Annotated in this window: 15 protein-coding genes; 8 read left to right on the top strand and 7 right to left on the bottom strand. The window is 59.9% G+C overall.

Going from position 1 to position 18,290, the window contains the following annotated elements; all coding sequences use genetic code 11:
* Window positions 1–135: 135 nt before the first annotated feature.
* On the top strand, window positions 136–1,587 hold the full coding sequence (locus E1K68_RS05710) for a mannose-1-phosphate guanylyltransferase/mannose-6-phosphate isomerase (protein WP_032893494.1): 1,452 nt from the start codon (window positions 136–138) through the stop codon (window positions 1,585–1,587).
* Window positions 1,588–1,690: 103 nt separating this feature from the next.
* Here E1K68_RS05710 and E1K68_RS05705 read toward each other — a convergent pair whose 3' ends face one another.
* Window positions 1,691–4,993 (bottom strand): hypothetical protein, encoded by a 3,303-nt coding sequence (locus E1K68_RS05705; protein ID WP_244858776.1) that lies wholly within the window; start codon window positions 4,991–4,993, stop codon window positions 1,691–1,693.
* A 415-nt stretch (window positions 4,994–5,408) separates the two neighbouring features.
* Here E1K68_RS05705 and E1K68_RS05700 point away from each other — a divergent pair, with 415 nt between their 5' ends.
* Window positions 5,409–5,873, top strand: coding sequence for a hypothetical protein (locus E1K68_RS05700; RefSeq protein WP_003188721.1), 465 nt, complete (start codon window positions 5,409–5,411; stop codon window positions 5,871–5,873).
* Window positions 5,874–5,887: 14 nt separating this feature from the next.
* Complete coding sequence (locus E1K68_RS05695) at window positions 5,888–6,700, top strand: SDR family oxidoreductase (protein ID WP_034134557.1); 813 nt, start codon at window positions 5,888–5,890, stop codon at window positions 6,698–6,700.
* Here the strand turns inward: E1K68_RS05695 and E1K68_RS05690 are convergent.
* On the bottom strand, window positions 6,697–7,554 hold the full coding sequence (locus E1K68_RS05690; protein ID WP_212613858.1) for a LysR family transcriptional regulator: 858 nt from the start codon (window positions 7,552–7,554) through the stop codon (window positions 6,697–6,699). The two genes, E1K68_RS05695 and E1K68_RS05690, sit on opposite strands and share 4 nt — an antisense overlap.
* A 111-nt stretch (window positions 7,555–7,665) precedes the next feature.
* On the opposite strand from E1K68_RS05690, the gene E1K68_RS05685 reads away from it, so the two are divergent.
* From E1K68_RS05685 to E1K68_RS05675, 3 genes are all read left to right on the top strand, one after another.
* A complete protein-coding gene (locus E1K68_RS05685; protein ID WP_212613857.1) occupies window positions 7,666–8,853 on the top strand; it encodes an MFS transporter in 1,188 nt (395 codons plus the stop codon).
* Window positions 8,846–9,247: a hypothetical protein gene (locus E1K68_RS05680; RefSeq protein WP_034134554.1), complete on the top strand. Its 402-nt coding sequence runs from the start codon at window positions 8,846–8,848 to the stop codon at window positions 9,245–9,247. The genes E1K68_RS05685 and E1K68_RS05680 overlap by 8 nt, the downstream gene beginning before the upstream one ends.
* A 105-nt stretch (window positions 9,248–9,352) precedes the next feature.
* Window positions 9,353–9,988 (top strand): hypothetical protein, encoded by a 636-nt coding sequence (locus E1K68_RS05675; protein WP_082628838.1) that lies wholly within the window; start codon window positions 9,353–9,355, stop codon window positions 9,986–9,988.
* Between the two features lie 457 nt (window positions 9,989–10,445).
* Here E1K68_RS05675 and E1K68_RS05670 read toward each other — a convergent pair whose 3' ends face one another.
* Genes E1K68_RS05670 through E1K68_RS05655 form a run of 4 tightly spaced genes read right to left on the bottom strand, consistent with a single transcriptional unit; the run spans window position 10,446 to window position 15,206 of the window.
* Window positions 10,446–11,306 carry an HlyD family secretion protein gene (locus E1K68_RS05670; RefSeq protein WP_034134553.1) on the bottom strand — a complete coding sequence of 287 codons (861 nt, stop codon included), beginning with the start codon at window positions 11,304–11,306 and terminating at the stop codon, window positions 10,446–10,448.
* A 10-nt stretch (window positions 11,307–11,316) separates the two neighbouring features.
* Window positions 11,317–11,517, bottom strand: coding sequence for a DUF1656 domain-containing protein (locus tag E1K68_RS05665; protein WP_003188711.1), 201 nt, complete (start codon window positions 11,515–11,517; stop codon window positions 11,317–11,319).
* Window positions 11,507–13,684: an FUSC family protein gene (locus tag E1K68_RS05660; RefSeq protein ID WP_212613856.1), complete on the bottom strand. Its 2,178-nt coding sequence runs from the start codon at window positions 13,682–13,684 to the stop codon at window positions 11,507–11,509. Before E1K68_RS05660 ends, E1K68_RS05665 begins: the two co-directional genes overlap by 11 nt.
* A 10-nt stretch (window positions 13,685–13,694) precedes the next feature.
* The gene (locus E1K68_RS05655) at window positions 13,695–15,206 is read right to left on the bottom strand and encodes an efflux transporter outer membrane subunit (protein ID WP_137204046.1); all 1,512 of its coding nucleotides are present in this window, start codon (window positions 15,204–15,206) and stop codon (window positions 13,695–13,697) included.
* Window positions 15,207–15,387: 181 nt separating this feature from the next.
* Between E1K68_RS05655 and E1K68_RS05650 the strand changes: the two genes are divergently transcribed.
* Window positions 15,388–16,356 carry a LysR family transcriptional regulator gene (locus E1K68_RS05650; RefSeq protein ID WP_034134550.1) on the top strand — a complete coding sequence of 323 codons (969 nt, stop codon included), beginning with the start codon at window positions 15,388–15,390 and terminating at the stop codon, window positions 16,354–16,356.
* A 58-nt stretch (window positions 16,357–16,414) separates the two neighbouring features.
* Here the strand turns inward: E1K68_RS05650 and E1K68_RS05645 are convergent, their stop codons facing one another.
* The gene (locus E1K68_RS05645) at window positions 16,415–16,810 is read right to left on the bottom strand and encodes a hypothetical protein (RefSeq protein WP_137204045.1); all 396 of its coding nucleotides are present in this window, start codon (window positions 16,808–16,810) and stop codon (window positions 16,415–16,417) included.
* Between the two features lie 209 nt (window positions 16,811–17,019).
* On the opposite strand from E1K68_RS05645, the gene E1K68_RS05640 reads away from it, so the two are divergent.
* On the top strand, window positions 17,020–17,994 hold the full coding sequence (locus E1K68_RS05640) for a D-glycerate dehydrogenase (RefSeq protein WP_003188704.1): 975 nt from the start codon (window positions 17,020–17,022) through the stop codon (window positions 17,992–17,994).
* The last annotated feature ends 296 nt before the right edge of the window (window positions 17,995–18,290 follow it).

Raw genomic sequence — 18,290 nt, 5'->3', positions numbered from 1 at the left:
ACAGGTCTTGAAGGCGCCATCGCAGCCAAGCCAGCTCCCACACTGAACGGGTTTCAGCTCAGGACCGAGACAAAAACAAGAGTGAAACGACAAACCTTCGTAGCTCTGACCCATATCGATTCAAGGAGAAACACCATGATCCCAGTAATCCTTTCCGGTGGTAGCGGCTCACGTCTTTGGCCGCTTTCGCGTAAACAGTTTCCCAAGCAATTCCTGGCCCTGACCGGCGAACACACCTTGTTCCAGCAAACCCTGGAACGCCTGGTGTTCGAAGGCATGGACGCCCCCATCGTGGTCTGCAACAAAGACCACCGTTTCATCGTCAACGAGCAACTGAGCGCACGCAAGCTCGACTGCCAGCGCATCCTGATGGAACCGTTCGGCCGCAACACTGCGCCGGCCGTGGCCCTGACCGCGATGATGCTGGTTAACGAAGGCCGTGACGACTTGATGCTGGTACTGCCCGCCGACCACGTGATCGACGACCAGAAAGCCCTGCAACGCGCACTGGCCCTGGCCACCGTGGCCGCCGAGCGTGGCGAGATGGTGCTGTTCGGCGTGCCAGCCACCCGCCCGGAAACCGGCTACGGCTACATCAAGTCCACCAACGATTCGCTGCTGCCTGAAGGCGTGAGCCGCGTGCAACAGTTCGTGGAAAAGCCCGATGAAAAACGTGCGGTCGAGTTCGTCAAAAGCGGTGGCTACTTCTGGAACAGCGGCATGTTCCTGTTCCGCGCCAGCCGCTTCCTCGAAGAGCTGAAAAAGCATGATCCGGACATCTACGACACCTGCGTGCTGACCCTGGAACGCAGCGAGCAGACCGCCGACACCGTGACCTTCGACGACGCCACCTTCGCCTGCTGCCCGGACAACTCCATCGACTACGCCGTGATGGAAAAAACCCAACGCGCCTGCGTGGTGCCATTGGCTGCTGGTTGGAGCGACGTAGGCTGCTGGGCCTCGCTGTGGGCGGTCAACGATAAAGACGCCAACGGCAACGTGAGCAAAGGCGACGTGGTGATTCAGGACAGCCGCAACTGCATGGTGCATGGCAACGGCAAACTGGTGTCGGTGATCGGCCTGGACAACATCGTGGTGGTGGAAACCAAGGACGCGATGATGATTGCCCACAAGGACAAGGTTCAGGGCGTCAAGCAGATGGTCAACACCCTCAACGAACAGGGCCGCAGCGAAACCCAGAACCACTGCGAAGTCTATCGCCCGTGGGGCTCCTACGACTCGGTGGACATGGGCGGGCGCTTCCAGGTCAAGCACATCTCGGTCAAGCCGGGCGCGTGCCTGTCGCTGCAGATGCACCACCACCGCGCCGAACACTGGATCGTGGTGAGCGGCACCGCCGAAGTCACCTGTGACGAGAACGTGTTCCTGCTCTGCGAAAACCAGTCCACCTACATCCCGATTGCCTCGGTGCACCGCCTGCGCAACCCGGGCAAGATCCCGCTGGAGATCATCGAAGTGCAATCGGGCAGCTACCTGGGCGAGGACGATATCGAGCGTTTCGAAGATATCTACGGGCGCTCGACACCGGTTGAACGTGGCGTATCGGTGAAAACTATCGCGCAGTAAAACAGTCGTACAAGAAGCCCTCGTCCAGCCCATTGCGTCCCCTATCCGCAGTGGGTTGGGTGGGGGCTTTTTCCTACTTGCTCACCACGCGTTCAAGACGCCTTCAACCAAAATAGTCTGGAAACTTATTCGGCCCCAGATACAGGAAGTTCGACGGCGTCAGCTTGATTTCTTTGTCCATCTTAAGCTCGATAATCGAGCTGCCTGCCGTGACAGGGCCTAACTCCCGCGGGACTTGGTCAGTGCTGAATATCACCTTGTACTCCCCCCTTCCGGCATAGCGTTCGTTGCCCAGAAACAAAAGGGTTTCAACGTTTTCACTGTTGAGCTGCTGGCCTGGAGGGTTAACGTACACACCGCCCTTCGAACCCGCGCGCGTTTCATTACGCGTTAAGTCATTGATGCCCTGGGCCCGGGCTATCGCTTCTGCGCCTTCCTTGCTGGTGTAATGAATGTAAACAGGTTGCCCGTTATGAAAGCCCGAATCCAACACCGACTGCCAATTGTGATGATTGGCCAATACCTGACCAGGGGGTACCACTGCAGGCGAAGGAGGATTACCTTTGCGCCCCGGTTTTTGTTGTGGTGCAAGCCTGACACTCTCCGCATTCGCAGTTTTTTTGCCACCGCCGGCGTTGCCAGCCAATCGCCATTCGCCGTTGCCGGTCGGAACCAGCATCATTACCTGCTTCTGGCTATTGGGGTCGATAACACGCACAGGCTTGCCCGCGCCCTTGTAGTGCCGTTCAACCTGAAAGGTCCTGTCCTTTCCCGTACCATCAGTGAAGCGCACATAGAACTCTTCGCCGACTTGATACGTGCCATCCCCCCTTATCGTACGACCTTCAAGAAAGCCGTCAGGCAGTGCGTGCTCGCTGTAGTCGGGCAACTGACGTCCGGTCCCGGCTCCGTTTGATGCTGCGTTCGTCACCTGGGTAGGGTTGCCCACCTTGGACGATTGCTTGTGCAATATCTGTTGCAGCTCGCGATAGCTACTCTTGAGCAGCGACTTCCCCCCTTTTGCCAACCCCTCGACCAGATCCCCCAGCCCATCGGCAGGGTTCAAGCCGCCGGCCAATGACCGCACGACACTGTCGGAGGCTTTGAACGCTCGCGTTCCGAGTTTTTCGCTCAACTTGCTCAGCGCCCTGCCCGCCTGACCAACCCCTTTGGCGAATGGAACGATGAAACCGAAAATATCCAGTGCAAAGTCCAGAATCGCCGCGCCAGTATTGCCCTTGACTGCGTTTTCGATCGCATTTTTAAAGGGAATCAGTCCCGTCACAAAATCATGACCCGCCTTGATGCCAGCCTCCTCCTTCTCCACTTCGGTGACGCCCTTGGCCCCGGCCTCCATCGCCTCCCGATCATGGAGCAGATGGCCGGCTACCACCTCGGCGATCCTATCAAAACGAGGGTTCAGGTCGGTGACGGCATCGGCGTGCTGTCCTGCGCGAGGTTCAGGCATGTTTGGAGCGCTGATCGGAGCTGTCAGCAACCCGTCGCTGTACTGCTCAGGTCGCGCCTGCGTGCCATTTTCATAGGCCGCATAATCGACCCATATACCGATCCCCTTGGCCTGCGTCGTTTCGTAGGTCTCGGCATTTGCGACTCTCGGTGGGGGGTTGGGCAAATGTCTGGGCAGGTCTTCGCGTCGACGAATAACACCTTGCAGAGGGAACACTTCGTAATAAACATGGCGGATGTTTTTAGGGTCTTGATCGCTGCCGTTCTTATCAATCTTGGTTTGCACGCGCATCAACAGCCCGTAACGTGCTTTGGCGGCTCGTGCTTCGTCCGCAGACTCCGTTCCCTGAGCTTCGGCCGTGCTGGATTTACGTAAGGAAAAAAACTCGACCTTGCCCGACGCGATGGTTTGGCGATCTTCCAAAGGAAGCTGCGACAACTGATGCTTGACTGTCGTCGTCAGCCCTTCCTTCATATTTTTGAAGTAACTATCAAATTCGCTCTTGAACTGCTGATTCACATCAGGCAACGGCTTGACCCTGGGGAAGCGGTTGCCGAGCTGGAAATCGTACCGCTCCCCTCGGGGAATACGGTTCATTTTGCCGGCCATGTAGATCTCTTCAAGCGAGTGCTCCTTGCTCTCGCTGGCATCGATATTGGAAATCTTTATGTTGCGCACATTGAATGAATATCCAGCACCATAGGCCGCTGTCAGATTTTTATTGGCGATGTCCCGGCGAGTCGGCATGGTGGCGGCCAGTTGGTCGTGGGCTTTTTTCAAGGCATTGAGTTGCGCATTAAAAGCCTCGTATACCGCGGCCACATCTTCCGGTGTATACGCGTCATCAGTCTTTTGAACCATCTTGTCCTGGGCAATTGCCCATTGAATCAAGGCATGGGTCTGGGCCTTGGCCTCGATTGCCGCCTGTGTGTCCGTGACAGGGCTATGCTCGGCCAAGCGCATAAACGTTTTGAAATCGGTATGCGTCGCTATACCCGGCGCCCAAAACTCCTGGGCTTGCACAACTGCCGAGAGCCTGGCAAATGTCGTCGACTTGAGCGTCAGGTTGTCGGGTAACCCCTTGACGATAAAGGCAGGCTCAGACCCCGCGAGTAGCAGGCGGGCGGCGGCGGCAGCCATTTCGGCAGGCACTTTGCCCTGTTCTACCAGGTGTTGCTCCAGACGCGACACCACTACCGAAGGATGTACATCCCTGTTGGCTGCCTGATAAAGATCATAGCCGGCCACCACACCACGCTGGTTGCCGGCCAGTGGGTCCAGCTCCAGTACCATGGCCGCCATCGCCCAGTTCGAGGGGTCAGTTGAAAGCGATGCATCGTCGACAGTTAGCGCAGTTTTCAGCGTTTGGCCCAAACCCGTAATCTGCGTACTTCCCATCATGCTGTCGAGGACTTGTGCGGCGCTCTTGCCCTGGAGCGAAGCGCCATGCTGCTCATAAAATGCGCTGAAAATGCCTTTCCCGGGCGAAAGCCGCGCCATTTCTGCCTGTGTTATTTCGCTGACCTTCTTGCGTTGCTCACTGTCCAGTGTCGCTGACTCAGACAACAATCCCCAGTGGTTGCCGTGCTCTGCGGGCTCGGGCAAGGGTTCTTTGAGCACTGCAATCAAATTTGCCAGTTGCCCGATGTCTTTCGGAATCAGCAACTGATTTTCCCGCAAGAACCAGGCAACCGAATCTTCATCGCCCGCTTCAATTCCATAGGCGCGCGCGAATGCGGAATACTCATGAACGGAAAACTTTTTCGTTTCCAACAACGTCGTAATATCCAGATTCGACTCCTTGACCAAGGCATCGTGAATTTGCTGCAACGCCCCGACCAAGCGATAGTTGTTCTGGATGTTCCCCGTCAGCTCTTGCCAATAACTGAGGGGCTGCCCGGCGATAAGCGACGCGTCGCCAGTAGCAGGGTTTTCCAATTCAGTACTGCGTCGAAGCCGAGGTAACCCGCGCGCATTCGATGGCGAATAGGGTTGAGTGTCTTCGTGGCCCATTGCCGGTGGTACCACCGGCGCCAAGGGCGTTGTAGGAAGCCGCGGCGGTTGCACGAAGGACGGACTGGAAGCAAGGGTGATCATGGGTTTCTATCTCACGCAAGATGACTGGGACTTGGGCTTGTCGATGTAATCGTTCCGACAGGTTTAAGTGCGTCCTGAGTGTCGATTCATACAAAAAAACGCGATAAAAACTTATTTAGGTTTATGTCAAAAAACGATGCTGCCACTCGATTGTCTTGCTTGCGATGACGTCATCCAGTCCCAACACATCGCTCAAGGTAGCCAATCCCACCTAAGCTTAAGTTAGGATGCTGGTTACTTACTTGAGGTGGCCTCCATGTTCTTCGGCGTTCTCCTGATCATCACCTGGCTGGTCCTGCTGCTGCGCTACCCGGCCAAGGCGCTGCCGGTATCGTTGGCCGCTGCCGTCGGCCTGGGGTTTGTCGCAGTGTGGGTGGTATGGCTGGACAACCGCGAAGCGTCGCAACTGGCACGCCTTGAGCTGCGTATCAGCTATGCCCCGCAAGACTGCCCCGCCGACCGACCGCTCAAACTGACCCTCAACAACGGCAACGACGTACCGCTCACCGAACTGCGCTGGCGCGTCGCCGCCTATGCACCGGGCGATACGGTCAACCTGGCCGACAACGTCTACGCCGCCCCACGCTATCGCGGCCCCGGCGAGTTGCAGGCGGGCGCCACCTGGGAAGACTGCCTGCCCACCCCGCCGCTGCGCCCTGGCTATCGCCCACAAACCCTGGAATTTCGCGCCGAGCACCTGCAAGGCAGTTTCTCGGACTGACAAAGGATGGACCCATGCCCAACGTACTGATCACCGGTTGCTCCAGCGGCATCGGCCGCGCCCTTGCCGATGCGTTCAAAGCCGCAGGCTTTGAGGTATGGGCCAGCGCCCGCCAACCCGATGACGTCGCCGCCCTCGCGGCCGCAGGCTTCAATGCTGTGCAGTTGGACGTCAATGACTGCGCCGCTTTACAACTCCTGGCCGAGCAATTGAGCGAGCTAGATGTACTGGTCAACAACGCTGGCTACGGCGCCATGGGCCCGTTGCTCGACGGCGGTACCGAGGCGATGCAACGCCAATTCGAAACCAATGTGTTTTCCATCGTCGGTGTGACCCAGGCGCTATTTCCGGCCTTGCGTCGCAGCAAGGGCCTGGTGGTGAATATCGGCAGCGTTTCCGGCGTATTGGTGACGCCGTTCGCCGGCGCCTATTGCGCATCCAAAGCCGCTGTGCATGCGTTGAGCGACGCCCTGCGCATGGAGCTGGCACCGTTTGGCGTGCGCGTGATGGAAGTGCAGCCCGGTGCGATCAATACCAGCTTTGCCAAGAATGCCGGCGCCCAGGCCGAATTGCTGATCCACGAACAGTCGCCATGGTGGCCGTTGCGCGAGGGCATTCGTGCACGTAGCCAAGCATCCCAGGACAAGCCAACCCCAGCCAGTGAATTTGCCGCAGACGTGCTCAAGGCGGTGCAGCAAGGGCAACCACCGCGTCTGCTGCGCTCGGGCAACGGCAGCCGGGCGCTGCCGTTGATGGCGGCGCTGGTGCCCAAGGGGTTGTTGGAGAAGGTGTTGAGGAAGCGTTTTGGCTTGGGCGGTACGCTCTAAGGCTTCATGAAATCAATAAACGCCCGCACCTTCAGCGGTAAATGCCGCGTGTCCGGGTACATCGCGTAAACCCCTTGCGGGGCAAAGCGATGGTCCGCCAACAGGCGCACCAAGCGTCCCGCGTCCAGATCCTCCTGCACCAGCCATTGCGGTAAAACCGCCACACCGTGGCCCCGCACGGCAAACGCCTGGAGGACCGACGCGCTGTCGGCCACCAACGCGGACGGGCCGGCCCGATAAGGGTGTTCGCGACCTGCCGGGTCGGTGACGCTCAGCTCGGTCAAGCGGCCATGGCCCAGCCTGGGCAGCTGCTCCAACTCAGCCAGAGTTTGAACTGCGGCAAACTGCGGCGCCGCGACGGCAAACACCTCGAACGTCGATAACTGCACGGCGCGATGATTGGAGTCCATCAAGCGCCCCAGCCGTATTGCCACGTCAAAACGCTCGGAGATCAGGTCGGCGTGGGTGGAAGATGTGGATAAGTGGATGTTCAGGTCCGGGTGCAGGCGGCGAAAGGCTTCTACCGCCGGGGCGACCACAGCCAGGGCATATTCCACGGTGGTGGTGATACGCAGGGTGCCTTTGAGTTGGGCATGCTCACTGCGGGCTTCCTCTACCGCCAGGCGGGCCTCTTCAAGCATGCGTGTGCAGCGCAGGTAGAAGCGTTCGCCGGCATCGGTGAGCGCCAACTGACGAGTGTTGCGGGTCAGCAGGGTGACGCCAAGTTCCGCCTCCAGACGCTTGAGGTTGAAGCTGACCACGGCGCGAGTCTGGCCCAGCAGGTCCGCAGCGGAGGTGAGCGAACCGGCCTCGACCACGGCCTTGAAGGTGTCAAAACGGTCCAGGCTGACCATGGTGGACGCCCTCCTTTGTCAAAATATTTTTGACAAACTAGCAGGCAAACCGGCGTATCCCAAACCCTGCGTGCGGCCTACCCTGCCGGCCTCACTCGCAGGATCGCGTTCATGACCTACCGTTCAAAAGTCGCCTGGATCTTTTTATTGGGTTTTGCCCTGGACCTGGTAAACATGTTTGTCGCCACCGTCGCCTACCCGGACATCGCCCGCGAGCTGCACGTCTCGGTCACGCAACTGGCGTGGATCAGCAACGCCTACATGCTCGGGCTGACCCTGATCATTCCCTTGAGTGTGTGGTTGGCGGCGATGATGGGCGAACGCACGCTGATCGCCACCAGCCTGCTGCTGTTCGCCGGTGCCTCAGTGATGGTGGGCCAGGCCGGGTCCATCGAGGCGTTGATTGGCTGGCGCGCAGTGCAAGGGCTTGGCGGCGGCTTGCTGATTCCCGTGGGGCAAGCCATGGCGTACCGTCACTTTCCCGCCGCCGAGCGCAGCCAGTTGACGGCGCGGGTGATGTCGGTGGCGTTGCTGGTGCCGGCGCTATCGCCAGCGTTGGGTGGGGTGATTGTCGACAGTGTTTCATGGCGCTGGATTTTCTACACCAACCTGCCCCTGGCCATGATCACCCTGCTGCTGGCCTTGCTGTGGATAAAGCCCGACGCGCCTGCGAGCGTGCGTCCGCCCTTGGACTTGGGCGCTGTGTTCAAACAAGTCGCCAGCCCGATGCTGCGCGTGGCGATGCTGGTGTACCTGTGTGTCCCCGGCGTGTTTATCGGCACCAGCCTGATCGCCATCCTTTATGTGCGCAGCCTGGGCTATGACGCCACCCAGACCGGCGCGCTGATGCTGCCCTGGGCGCTGGCCTCGGCAGTGGCAATCTACCTGAGCAAGAAACGCTTCAATCGCTACGGCCCCAAACCCTTGCTGCTGGCGGGCATGGCGCTGCAAGGTGCTGGCATCCTGTTGCTCAACGAACCCGCCCTGATCATTGCGGCCTACGCGCTGATGGGCCTGGGCGGCAGCCTGTGCAGCAGCACCGCGCAAACCCTGGCCTTTCTCGACATCCCCGCCGAGCGCATGGGCCATGCCAGCGCCCTGTGGAATATCAACCGCCAAGTGAGCTTCTGCGTCGGCGCCGCCGTGCTCAGCGCAATGCTGTCGGCCTTGGATTCCTTTGCCATAACCTTCACGATGGCGGCAGCCTTGACGCTGTTGCCACTTTTCGCCGTGCTGCGCCTGGATACCTCCAGGGTACGCGCACTGCTTCACCCCTCCAGCGAGCCTGACCATGATTGACTACAGTGATTTTTTTGAAGAAGTGATCCACACCCACGTCGAGATCGAGCAATGGTTTGCTGGGGTTGCGCCTCCCGGGACGTTGGAGAGTTTGCTCGCGCGCTTCTCACCCGAGTTCAGCATGATCGCCCCTGCGACTGGCACACGAGTGAATACGGCGGGTGTCATTGCACTATTCACCCGCCTGGGCGGGATGCGTCCAGGGCTGAAAATCACCCTGAGTGAAATGACCGGTATCGACCGCCACGCACGCGGTGCCACGGTCACGTATCGCGAGCATCAGATTGACGACAGCGGCACCCAGACCGACCGCCGCGCTACCGTGGTATTCGAAAAGCAGGCCAGTGGTGCGCTGTTGTGGCGCCACTTGCACGAGACTTTTGTAGCGCCATGAGATAACCGCCCAGCCGCTTCCTACAAAAAACAGCGAACGGCCTGACATCATTCCAAGGAAGCTATCCCCAGGCTCTTTCACCTCTGCTTAAGCACAGGTGAAAGGATGCCCAGCCATTTCCTGAGAAGCGGTGTGCCGGATGCGCACACCACGACTCGCCAGCGGCTAATCAGTCTGCTGGACCTGCCCAAACTCTATAGAACCATTGACGCTGACCCGGCCATCGTCGGCGCCGGCGTAGTGCATATCGGCAGTGATTATCAGGTGACGGTGCTGCGTGAGTTTGTACCGCTGTGCAGTATCAGACCCAAGCGGGTGATTCTGCGGGAGATAGCGGAGCCAGTGATGACTGCCGATGACTATGCAGAGTTGACGGCGAATTCGCCTCGTGAATCTCAGCTATGGCGGGAAGCATCGGGGCTGGCGACTTCCTGCGCAGGGGCAGTGGTTGGCTTCATCATTGCGAAAACGGGAATCGCGGCAGCGCCATTCAGTGGGGGGACCAGTCTGACCGTGACCTACATTGCTTACAGCGCTACGGCTGCCAGCGCCTTGCAGTGTGCAAATAGTTCCTGGAGAACCACCAACGAATTAATCAACCCCCAATTGCGTTTGGGCATTCTCACTCAAATAAAAGACCAAGTGGGAGCTACTTTGGCCATTGGTAGCAGCACCTTTTTCGGAAACATCAACCACATAATCATCGCCCTGTATGAAGAACTCTCAGAATATGACTTATAGCGTCGATCCCTTCCGTGAATATCGAATTTGGCGCCGTTACGCCTATCGATTCTTACCGTCATTCGGTAGCGCTCTGCTGCTTGGCCTGAACAATATTGCTATAAACATGGCGCTCAGCCTGTCGTACTACGCAAAAGCCAATCATCTACCGACTGAGTTTTCGTTCGGAACCGGTATGGCACTTTGTCTGATTTTTTTTGTAGGCCAAGTGATGTTGTGTGAAGGATTCAGGCATGCGCCTCGAATACTCATACCTATCGCCATCGTGAATATCCTGCTCGCGATAAGCTATCTAGCTAGTCACCCAGCGACACTGCTCAACTTATCCCCTCTGATCACATCCCTGCTCTACATCCTGATCCTAAATTCGAAGAGTCATCGCCGATACACCAGCATGTTGAGGGTAAAGCGTCGGCGCAAAATCAGGGCAAATGCGCCATTCCCTTAGTCCCACTGTTCAGTTTGGCGCCGATTTTACAATCACCGTGCAGGTAATCCCGGCCGCCAACAGCACGCCTTCCGGCACTTCATCAATGTGAATCCGCACCGGCACACGCTGGGCCAACCGCACCCAGTTGAAGGTCGGGTTTACATCGGCGATCAGTTCTCGGCTCTCGGGGTTATCGCGGTCGTAAATACCGCGCGAGATGCTTTCCACATGGCCCTTCAAGGTCTCGCCGCTCATCAATTGCATATCGGCTGTGTCACCCACCTTCACATGGGGCAGTTTGGTTTCTTCAAAGAAGCCGTAGACCCAGAACGAATTCATATCCACCACAGCCATCTTCGCCTCGCCAATACGCGCATAGTCGCCGCGATGCACATTGAGGTTGGTGACGTAGCCGTCCACCGCCGCCAGCACTCGTGTGCGCTTCAAGTTGAGTTCGGCGGCCTCCAGTTGCGCCAGGGCGTGCTGATAATCGGCCAGGGCCGAGTCGGCGATGTTGCTGGCGTCGTCGCGGTTCTCCTTGGAGATCACCAGGGCGTCCAGGTCGGCACGGCGGTGAGCGTTGACCTTGCGCATTTCCCAGGTGGCCTTGCGTGAGGCCACCAACGATTGCGCTTGCTTGACGGCAATGCGGTAGTGCTCGGGGTCGATCTGCATCAGCAGGTCGCCTTTTTTCACCAACTGGTTATCACGTACCGGCACGTCCACCACTTCACCGGTGACGTCAGCCGCCACATTGATAATGTCGGCGCGCACCCGGCCATCGCGGGTCCACGGCGTTTGCATGTAGTGCACCCACAACGTGCGGCCAATCCAGATCGCCAACGCCAGAACCAGCAAGGTGGCGAGCAGGCTGAAGAACTTTTTCATCGGGGCATTCTCAACGGTAGACGCTCAGCGCCAGGGCGCCGAACAGGCAAGCGAACAGGCTCAGGCGCAGCAGCGCCGGGTGCCAGAAAAACCGATACAGGTCGAACCCGGCCAGGAAGCGGTCAACCGCCCAGGCCAGCCCCGCGGCGATCAGGAACATCAGGGTCATGGTCGGCATATAGATGCCGTGGAATGCAATTTCACGAGGCATTCGGGGCTCCTTTGAGGGCGGCCAGAGGCGATTGCGGGTCCAGCAACGAGGTGCGAATAAAGTGCAGGTAGCTCTTCACCCGGCGCAGGGCCGAGGTGTCGAAGTGCGGGGCGAAGGGTTCGTCGGTGGCCTGCACGCGGCTGATCGCATGGTCGACGGCAATCAACCCGCGCTCCAGGTTGCTGGCGCTGGGTTGCAGGAACAGCCGCACCAGCGAGCGCCCCATCACACGGATCGCCTGGCGCCACGGCTGGGACTCGGCATACGCCGGGTGCACCGGCAAAATCGCCTGCTCCTTGCGCAGCTCGATGATCGCGTGGCCGACCTCCAGCACCACGAACATCCAGCGCAGCAAATCGCGCTGCACCTGCGGCTGGCCGGCCGCGAGGCCATACGCCTGGTGCAGCAGGTCGCGGGTGCGGCTTTCAAAGCTCGACGCCAGGCCCTTGAGCTTGCCGCTGATGGCATACACCACTTGCTCACGCAGGTCTTGTTCCAGGCGGCGCCACAACCAGCGGCTATTGGGCGGCAGAATGATCGCCCCCGCCGCCGCGCACACCAGCATGCCGATGACCATGGCGATGTAGTCGTTGATAAAGGTGTAGGGGTTGTAGACCGTGAGGTTGTCCGGCACCGAACCGGTGCTGAAGAAGATCAGCAGGCCTACGCCCACACCGGCATATCGCGGGCGTGAAGACAGAAAGGCACCAAAGATGATCACCGGCGCGAGCATCACGCACAGCAACGGGAAGCCATCGATCCAGGGGAACACGAAGAACATTTCGACAAAGCCGACCAAGGCGCCGATCAAGGTGCCGCAGGCCATCTGGAACGCCATGCGCTTGGGGTTGGGCGTGGCGGCGGACAAGCCCACCGTGGCCGCCGCGATCAGGGTCATGGTGGCGCCGCTGGGCCAGGCCGTGGCCACCCAGTAACTGCCCAGCACAACCAGGATAAACGAGGCGCGCACACCGGCAGCGGCACAGGCCAGCCAATTGGTCTTTGGCGTGTAGGCTTCGTGCCAGTCCTCCCGCGCATGGCGATGCTCGGCCAGGGACGCGTGGGTTTGTGCGTAGTTGTGCAGGTCGTCGACGAAGCGATACAGCAGCTCGTAGGCGGTGTGGAAATCCAACTGCTCGGCGTCCGTCGGGTTGTCCTCCTGAAAGCTCGCCCGCAGGCTGCGCACCTTGGCGGGCAGGCCATCCTTGTAGGCGCTCAGTTGGTTGACCAGGCGCGCGGCATCGGGGCTGGTGAGGGCGCGGCCAGAGAAGCTGTCGAGCACTTCGGCCAGGTCTTGCAGGCCGGGCTTGATCGCTGCCACCACATGGTCGGCCTCATCGGCGCGCAAGCGTTCCAGCAACTGGTGCAAGGCGTTGAAGCGTGTGGTGATGCTCATGAATTCGCTGTTGAGGCGACTGAGCCGCCCATTGCGTCGACGCATGTGCGGGTCTTCGAACACGGTGACGCTGCGCAAGCCTTCCAGGCCCACGGCTTCGGCAATAAAGCGCACGTTGCTGGCCTCGAAGCCTTCGCGCTGGCTGCGCCCGCGCAGGCCGTCCGTCACAAACAGCGCGAACACACCAAAGCGCTGGTACAACGCGTTGCGCATGGCGGCGCTGGAGGTCTGCGGCAGGATGGCGGCGCTGACCAGCGTCGAGCACAGTATCCCCAGGGAAATTTCCAACACCCGCCACACCGCCGCCATGAAGGCGCCGTCCGGGTGGGCCAGGGCCGGCAGGCCGACCATCGCCGCGGTGTAGCCGGCGAGCACAAACCCATAGGCGCGAAAGTTGCGATTGCGTGTGGCGCCAGCGGTGCAAATGCCCACCCAGATCGCCAGCGCACCGAGGAACAGTTCGGTGTTCTGCGCAAACAAGGCGATCAACAGCACCATCACCGCCGAGCCTGCCAAAGTCCCGAGGAAACGGTAGAAACTCTTGGCGAACACCTGGCCGCTCTGGGGCTGCATCACGATAAATACGGTGATCATCGCGGTGCGCGGTTGCGGCAGTTCCAGGCGCATGGCCAGCCACAGCGTCAGGAATGCGGCGACCAGCACTTTGAAGATATACACCCAGGTCACGCCATCGCTGCGTGCCCAGTCGAAGAAACCACGGCGCCACTCAAGGGAATGCAGCCAGCGCAGCGGTGTAGGCAAGGGAGTCATGAAGGCCTACTCAGTGATCAAACACGGCGAGCGCCGCCGGGGTCTTGCTTGGGCGTGTCTTGGCAGCCGTGGGCACATCGTCGCCAGCGCCGAGGCCGCCGCCCAGGGCGGTCACCAATTCCGCATGGGCGCTCAAGCGCGCCGCCTGCACCTGTTGTTCGATCTGCTGCTGGCGAAACAACAAGGTTTGGGCGTTGAGCACGTTGAGGTAGTCAGTGAGGCCACGCTGATAGGCGATCATGGCGATGTCGTAGGTTTTCTGCGCCGAGGCCACTGACTGCGCGGCGAAGGCCGATTGCTTGTCCATGGACTCGCGACGGATCAACTGGTCGCTGATGCCCTTGAGCGCATTGACCAGGGTCTGGTTGTACTGGGCCACCGCGATGTCATAGCCGGCACTGGCTTCACCCAATTGCGCACGCAGACGGCCGCCATCGAAGATCGGCAAGGTAATCGCCGGGCCGACGTTGTAGTTGAATTTCTTGCCGGCCAGAAATTCCAGCATGCCGCCGCCAGTGGCCATGTACCCGAGGCTGCCGACCAGGTCGACGTTGGGGTAGAACCCGGCGTGGGCTACATCAATGCCCCGTGCCTGGGCCGCAACCTGCCAGCGACTGGCAACCACGTCAGGGCGTTGGCCGAGCAACTGCGCGGGCAGGCTGGAGGGTAATTTCAACGGCGCGGCGAGGGCCAGGGTCGGGCGCTGCAACTGCGCGCCCTCCCCCGGGCCTTTGCCGGCCAACGCCGCCAATTGGTTGCGGCTCAGGGCGATTTCCTCGTCCAGGGCATCCAGTTGGCGATGGGTCTCCGGCAGCGGGGTTTCGGCCTGGCTGACGTCAAAGTGAGTGCCGATCCCGGCGGCCAGGCGTTTGTTGGCCAGGTCCAAGATCTGCTGTTGCTGGGCCAGGGTAGCGGCCGCGATGTCACGGTTGGCGTACTGCAACGACAGCTGGATATAGGCGCGCACTACGTTGTTTTGCAGTTCGAGCTGGGCCAGGCGCGCTTCGGCGGCACTCATGTGCGCCAGGTCGACGGCGCGTTCGGTCGTGTTGCTTTCCCGGCCCCACAGGTCGAGGGCGTAGCTCAGGCCCAGGGACGAATTGTTGTCCCAGGTGTTGGCGCCGCTCAATTCGCCGGGGCCGTAGAACTGATCCTTCGGCCAGTTATGGCGCTTGAGGGTGGTGTCGCTGTTGATCTGCAGCGACTCGGCCGACTCGGCCACCCCGGCCAGCGCCCGGGCTTGGCGCACACGGGCGGCGGCCACGGCCAGGCTGGGGCTGTTATGGGTGGCGAGCTCGACCCAACGGTTGAGCTGCGGGTCGCCGTAGGCCTGCCACCATTGGGCGGTGGGCCAGTGGGCGTCGCGGGCCGCGCTCTGGATCGCGACATCGGTGGCCAGGGTATTGGCGTTGATCGCCTGGCCTTGGGGGGCGATTCCTCCGGTTCCGATGCAACCGCTGATGACTGACGTTAAAGCCCAAACACTGAGAGTCTTCAGCTCTCTGCTGATGCGACGCGGCACGGCAAGCGAATTCCTGAGAGGGTGTTGCGCAAGAGGTGGCGCAATTCTAGGCGGCGCCAGGGAGGACGATAAGCTGGTATTCCTGTGAATCTTTGTTACCGTTCAGGCGATAATCCGTTGGTAGGGATCACTCAAAGCGTAACTTTCTGTCACAATTTGCTATCTCCCTTGAGAACACTCCATGGACACTTTGCAAAACATGCGCGCCTTCAGTTGTGTGGCCGAAGCCGGCAGCTTCACCGCCGCCGCCGTGCAACTGGACACCACCACGGCCAACGTCTCGCGCGCGGTCTCCAACCTTGAGGCCCACCTGCAAACCCGCTTGCTCAACCGCACCACCCGGCGCATCGCGCTGACCGAAGCCGGCAAACGCTATTTGCTGCGCTGCGAGCAGATCCTCGCCTACGTCGAGGAAGCCGAGGCCGAAGCCAGCGACGCCCACGCGCGCCCGGCCGGGCAGTTGAAAGTGCACACCATGACCGGCATCGGCCAGCATTTCGTCATTGATGCGATTGCCCGCTACCGCCGCACCCATCCCGACGTGACCTTCGACCTGACCCTGGCCAACCGCGTGCCGGACCTGCTCGACGAGGGCTACGACGTGTCCATCGTGCTGGCCAGCGAACTGCCAGACTCAGGTTTCGTGTCCCAGCGCCTGGGCATCACCTATAGCATCGCCTGCGCCTCGCCGGACTACGTCAAGGCCAAGGGCTGCGCGCAACGCCCCCAGGACTTGCTCAACCACGCGTGCCTGCGCCTGGTCAGCCCGGTGGTCCAGCTGGACAAATGGACTTTCAACGGCCCTGAAGGCCAGGAAAGCGTGGCGATCAACAGCTCGCCGTTCCTGGTGAACTCGGCCGACGCAATGAAAACCGCGATCACCAGCGGCATGGGCGTCGGCCTGCTGCCGGTGTACGCCGCCATCGAAGGGCTGCGCAACGGCACACTGGTACGGGTGATGCCGACCTACCGCTCCCAGGAGCTGAACCTGTACGCCATCTACCCCTCGCGCCAATACCTGGATGCGAAGATCAAGACGTGGGTGGAATACCTGCGCGGTTCGTTGCCGGAGATTCTGGCGGCGCACCAGGCGGAGTTGGTGGCATATGAGTTGAGCGGTGGTTTGGGTGGTGCTCGCTTGAGTAATTGAGCCACGTATGCGGTGACCTGTTATTTGAGCAGGTCACCGTGTGCCTTGATAGGAGGTGTCACCGGACTGTAAAGGTCGTCCAGTTAGAGGTTTCTTTGTCGTCGATGAAATAAAGACAAAGACCAAGCTCGTTTTTATGCATTTTTTCAATATTTTCCTTGGGCACGGTAACAACGTAAGGTTTCACCTCGTTCACCGTAACGGGCTCGCTTCGATAGTCGCCATCCGAAGGCGTATTGCTGAACAGATGCAATACGAACTTCTGACCCGTCTGCATAGTGTCGTAATCCACCCCAACCTTCAGCCCGATCTCAGGTACTTGATCGACATACAACTCACCATTCACGATCAACTCAATCGTGGGTGCCTTCGGCAAAGCCTCGTGAGGCTCGCTGCTTGTTTTACCAGCGGCTACCAAATCCCTGACTCGCTTTATCTCATCGTCGATATTCATAAGATTGATCTCCTATCTAAGAAGGCATAAACACCGGCCTTGAAAACAAGAATAGGAGCTTACGTATTGACCGAACAGCCCGTACTTTTCACAGTTGACAGGCATTCAAACCAATGAAACAGCAGTGTTAGCGGTTAAAACCCTGCAAAACTGTTAGCGGGAATGTTAGCGTGCTCAGCATTCTTCCGTAGTCGATGAGCCCGCCTGCCATGAAAAAGACTGTCCTGGCCTTCAGCCGTATCACCCCACCGATGATCGAACGCCTGCAACAGGATTTCGAGGTAATCGCGCCCAACCCCAAGCTGGGTGACATCAACGCACAGTTCAACGAAGCCCTGCCCCATGCCCATGGTTTGATCGGCGTGGGCCGCAAGCTGGGCCGCGAGCAGCTTGAAAGCGCGAGCAAGCTGGAGGTGGTGTCCAGCGTGTCGGTAGGCTACGACAACTACGACGTGCCGTACTTCAACGAGCGCGGGATCATGCTCACCAACACCCCCGATGTACTCACCGAAAGCACTGCCGACCTGGCCTTTGCGTTGCTGATGAGCAGCGCACGGCGCGTGGCCGAATTGGATGCCTGGACCAAGGCCGGCCAATGGAAAGCCAGCGTGGGCGCGCCGCTGTTTGGTTGCGATGTGCACGGCAAGACCCTGGGCATTGTCGGCATGGGCAATATTGGCGCAGCCGTGGCCCGGCGTGGGCGCCTGGGCTTCAATATGCCGATCCTTTACAGCGGCAACAGCCGCAAGACCGCGCTGGAGCAAGAACTGGGCGCGCAGTTTTGCAGCCTGGATCAGCTGCTGGCCGAGGCGGATTTCGTTTGCCTGGTGGTGCCGTTGAGCGACAAGACCCGTCACCTGATCAGCACCCGGGAGCTGGCGTTGATGAAGCCCAGCGCGATCCTGATCAATGTCTCCCGTGGGCCGGTGGTGGATGAACCGGCGCTGGTCGAAGCCCTGCAAACCCAACGCATTCGTGGTGCCGGGCTGGATGTGTATGAAAAGGAACCGCTGGCTGAATCGCCGCTGTTCCAGTTGAGCAATGCCGTGACCCTGCCGCATATTGGTTCGGCCACCGGTGAAACCCGCGAAGCCATGGCCAATCGCGCATTGGACAACCTGCGCAGCGCGCTGCTGGGTCAACGCCCGCAGGACCTGGTGAACCCGCAGGTCTGGAAGGGCTGATACTGGAATTAATGTGGGAGCTGGCTTGCCTGCGATGACGGCCTACCAGCCGACGCCTATCTACCTGATACCCCACGATCCAACTGTGGGAGCGGGCTTGCTCGCGAAGGCGGGCTGGCAGTCAACACGGTTGGATTGTGTACATATCCATTGCTGCGGTAACGGCCGCTTAGGGTTCCGCTCTGACAGCGGGTCACTTTTGGAAAAGAGCCCGGAATGCCGGCCCAGCCAAAAGTAACCAAAAGGGCTCTTGCCCCACCACTCGGCACCTCGCTTAGGCTCGGTGTGCCCGTAAT

It is taken from the genome of Pseudomonas sp. B2021 (assembly GCF_018135665.1).
Taxonomy (GTDB): Bacteria; Pseudomonadota; Gammaproteobacteria; order Pseudomonadales; family Pseudomonadaceae; genus Aquipseudomonas; species Aquipseudomonas lactis.
The sequence above is the reverse complement of the archived record's forward strand: the minus strand, read 5'-3'. Positions and strand labels throughout refer to the sequence as shown.

Bases quoted from the DNA above. Each gene is read 5' to 3' on its own strand.
- E1K68_RS05710 (WP_032893494.1), top strand. From the start codon at position 136: ATGATCCCAGTAATCCTTTCCGGTGGTAGCGGCTCACGTCTTTGGCCG.
- E1K68_RS05700 (WP_003188721.1), top strand. From the start codon at position 5,409: ATGTTCTTCGGCGTTCTCCTGATCATCACCTGGCTGGTCCTGCTGCTG.
- E1K68_RS05695 (WP_034134557.1), top strand. From the start codon at position 5,888: ATGCCCAACGTACTGATCACCGGTTGCTCCAGCGGCATCGGCCGCGCC.
- E1K68_RS05690 (WP_212613858.1), bottom strand. From the start codon at position 7,554: ATGGTCAGCCTGGACCGTTTTGACACCTTCAAGGCCGTGGTCGAGGCC.
- E1K68_RS05685 (WP_212613857.1), top strand. From the start codon at position 7,666: ATGACCTACCGTTCAAAAGTCGCCTGGATCTTTTTATTGGGTTTTGCC.
- E1K68_RS05680 (WP_034134554.1), top strand. From the start codon at position 8,846: ATGATTGACTACAGTGATTTTTTTGAAGAAGTGATCCACACCCACGTC.
- E1K68_RS05675 (WP_082628838.1), top strand. From the start codon at position 9,353: ATGCCCAGCCATTTCCTGAGAAGCGGTGTGCCGGATGCGCACACCACG.
- E1K68_RS05670 (WP_034134553.1), bottom strand. From the start codon at position 11,306: ATGAAAAAGTTCTTCAGCCTGCTCGCCACCTTGCTGGTTCTGGCGTTG.
- E1K68_RS05665 (WP_003188711.1), bottom strand. From the start codon at position 11,517: ATGCCTCGTGAAATTGCATTCCACGGCATCTATATGCCGACCATGACC.
- E1K68_RS05660 (WP_212613856.1), bottom strand. From the start codon at position 13,684: ATGACTCCCTTGCCTACACCGCTGCGCTGGCTGCATTCCCTTGAGTGG.
- E1K68_RS05650 (WP_034134550.1), top strand. From the start codon at position 15,388: ATGGACACTTTGCAAAACATGCGCGCCTTCAGTTGTGTGGCCGAAGCC.
- E1K68_RS05645 (WP_137204045.1), bottom strand. From the start codon at position 16,810: ATGAATATCGACGATGAGATAAAGCGAGTCAGGGATTTGGTAGCCGCT.
- E1K68_RS05640 (WP_003188704.1), top strand. From the start codon at position 17,020: ATGAAAAAGACTGTCCTGGCCTTCAGCCGTATCACCCCACCGATGATC.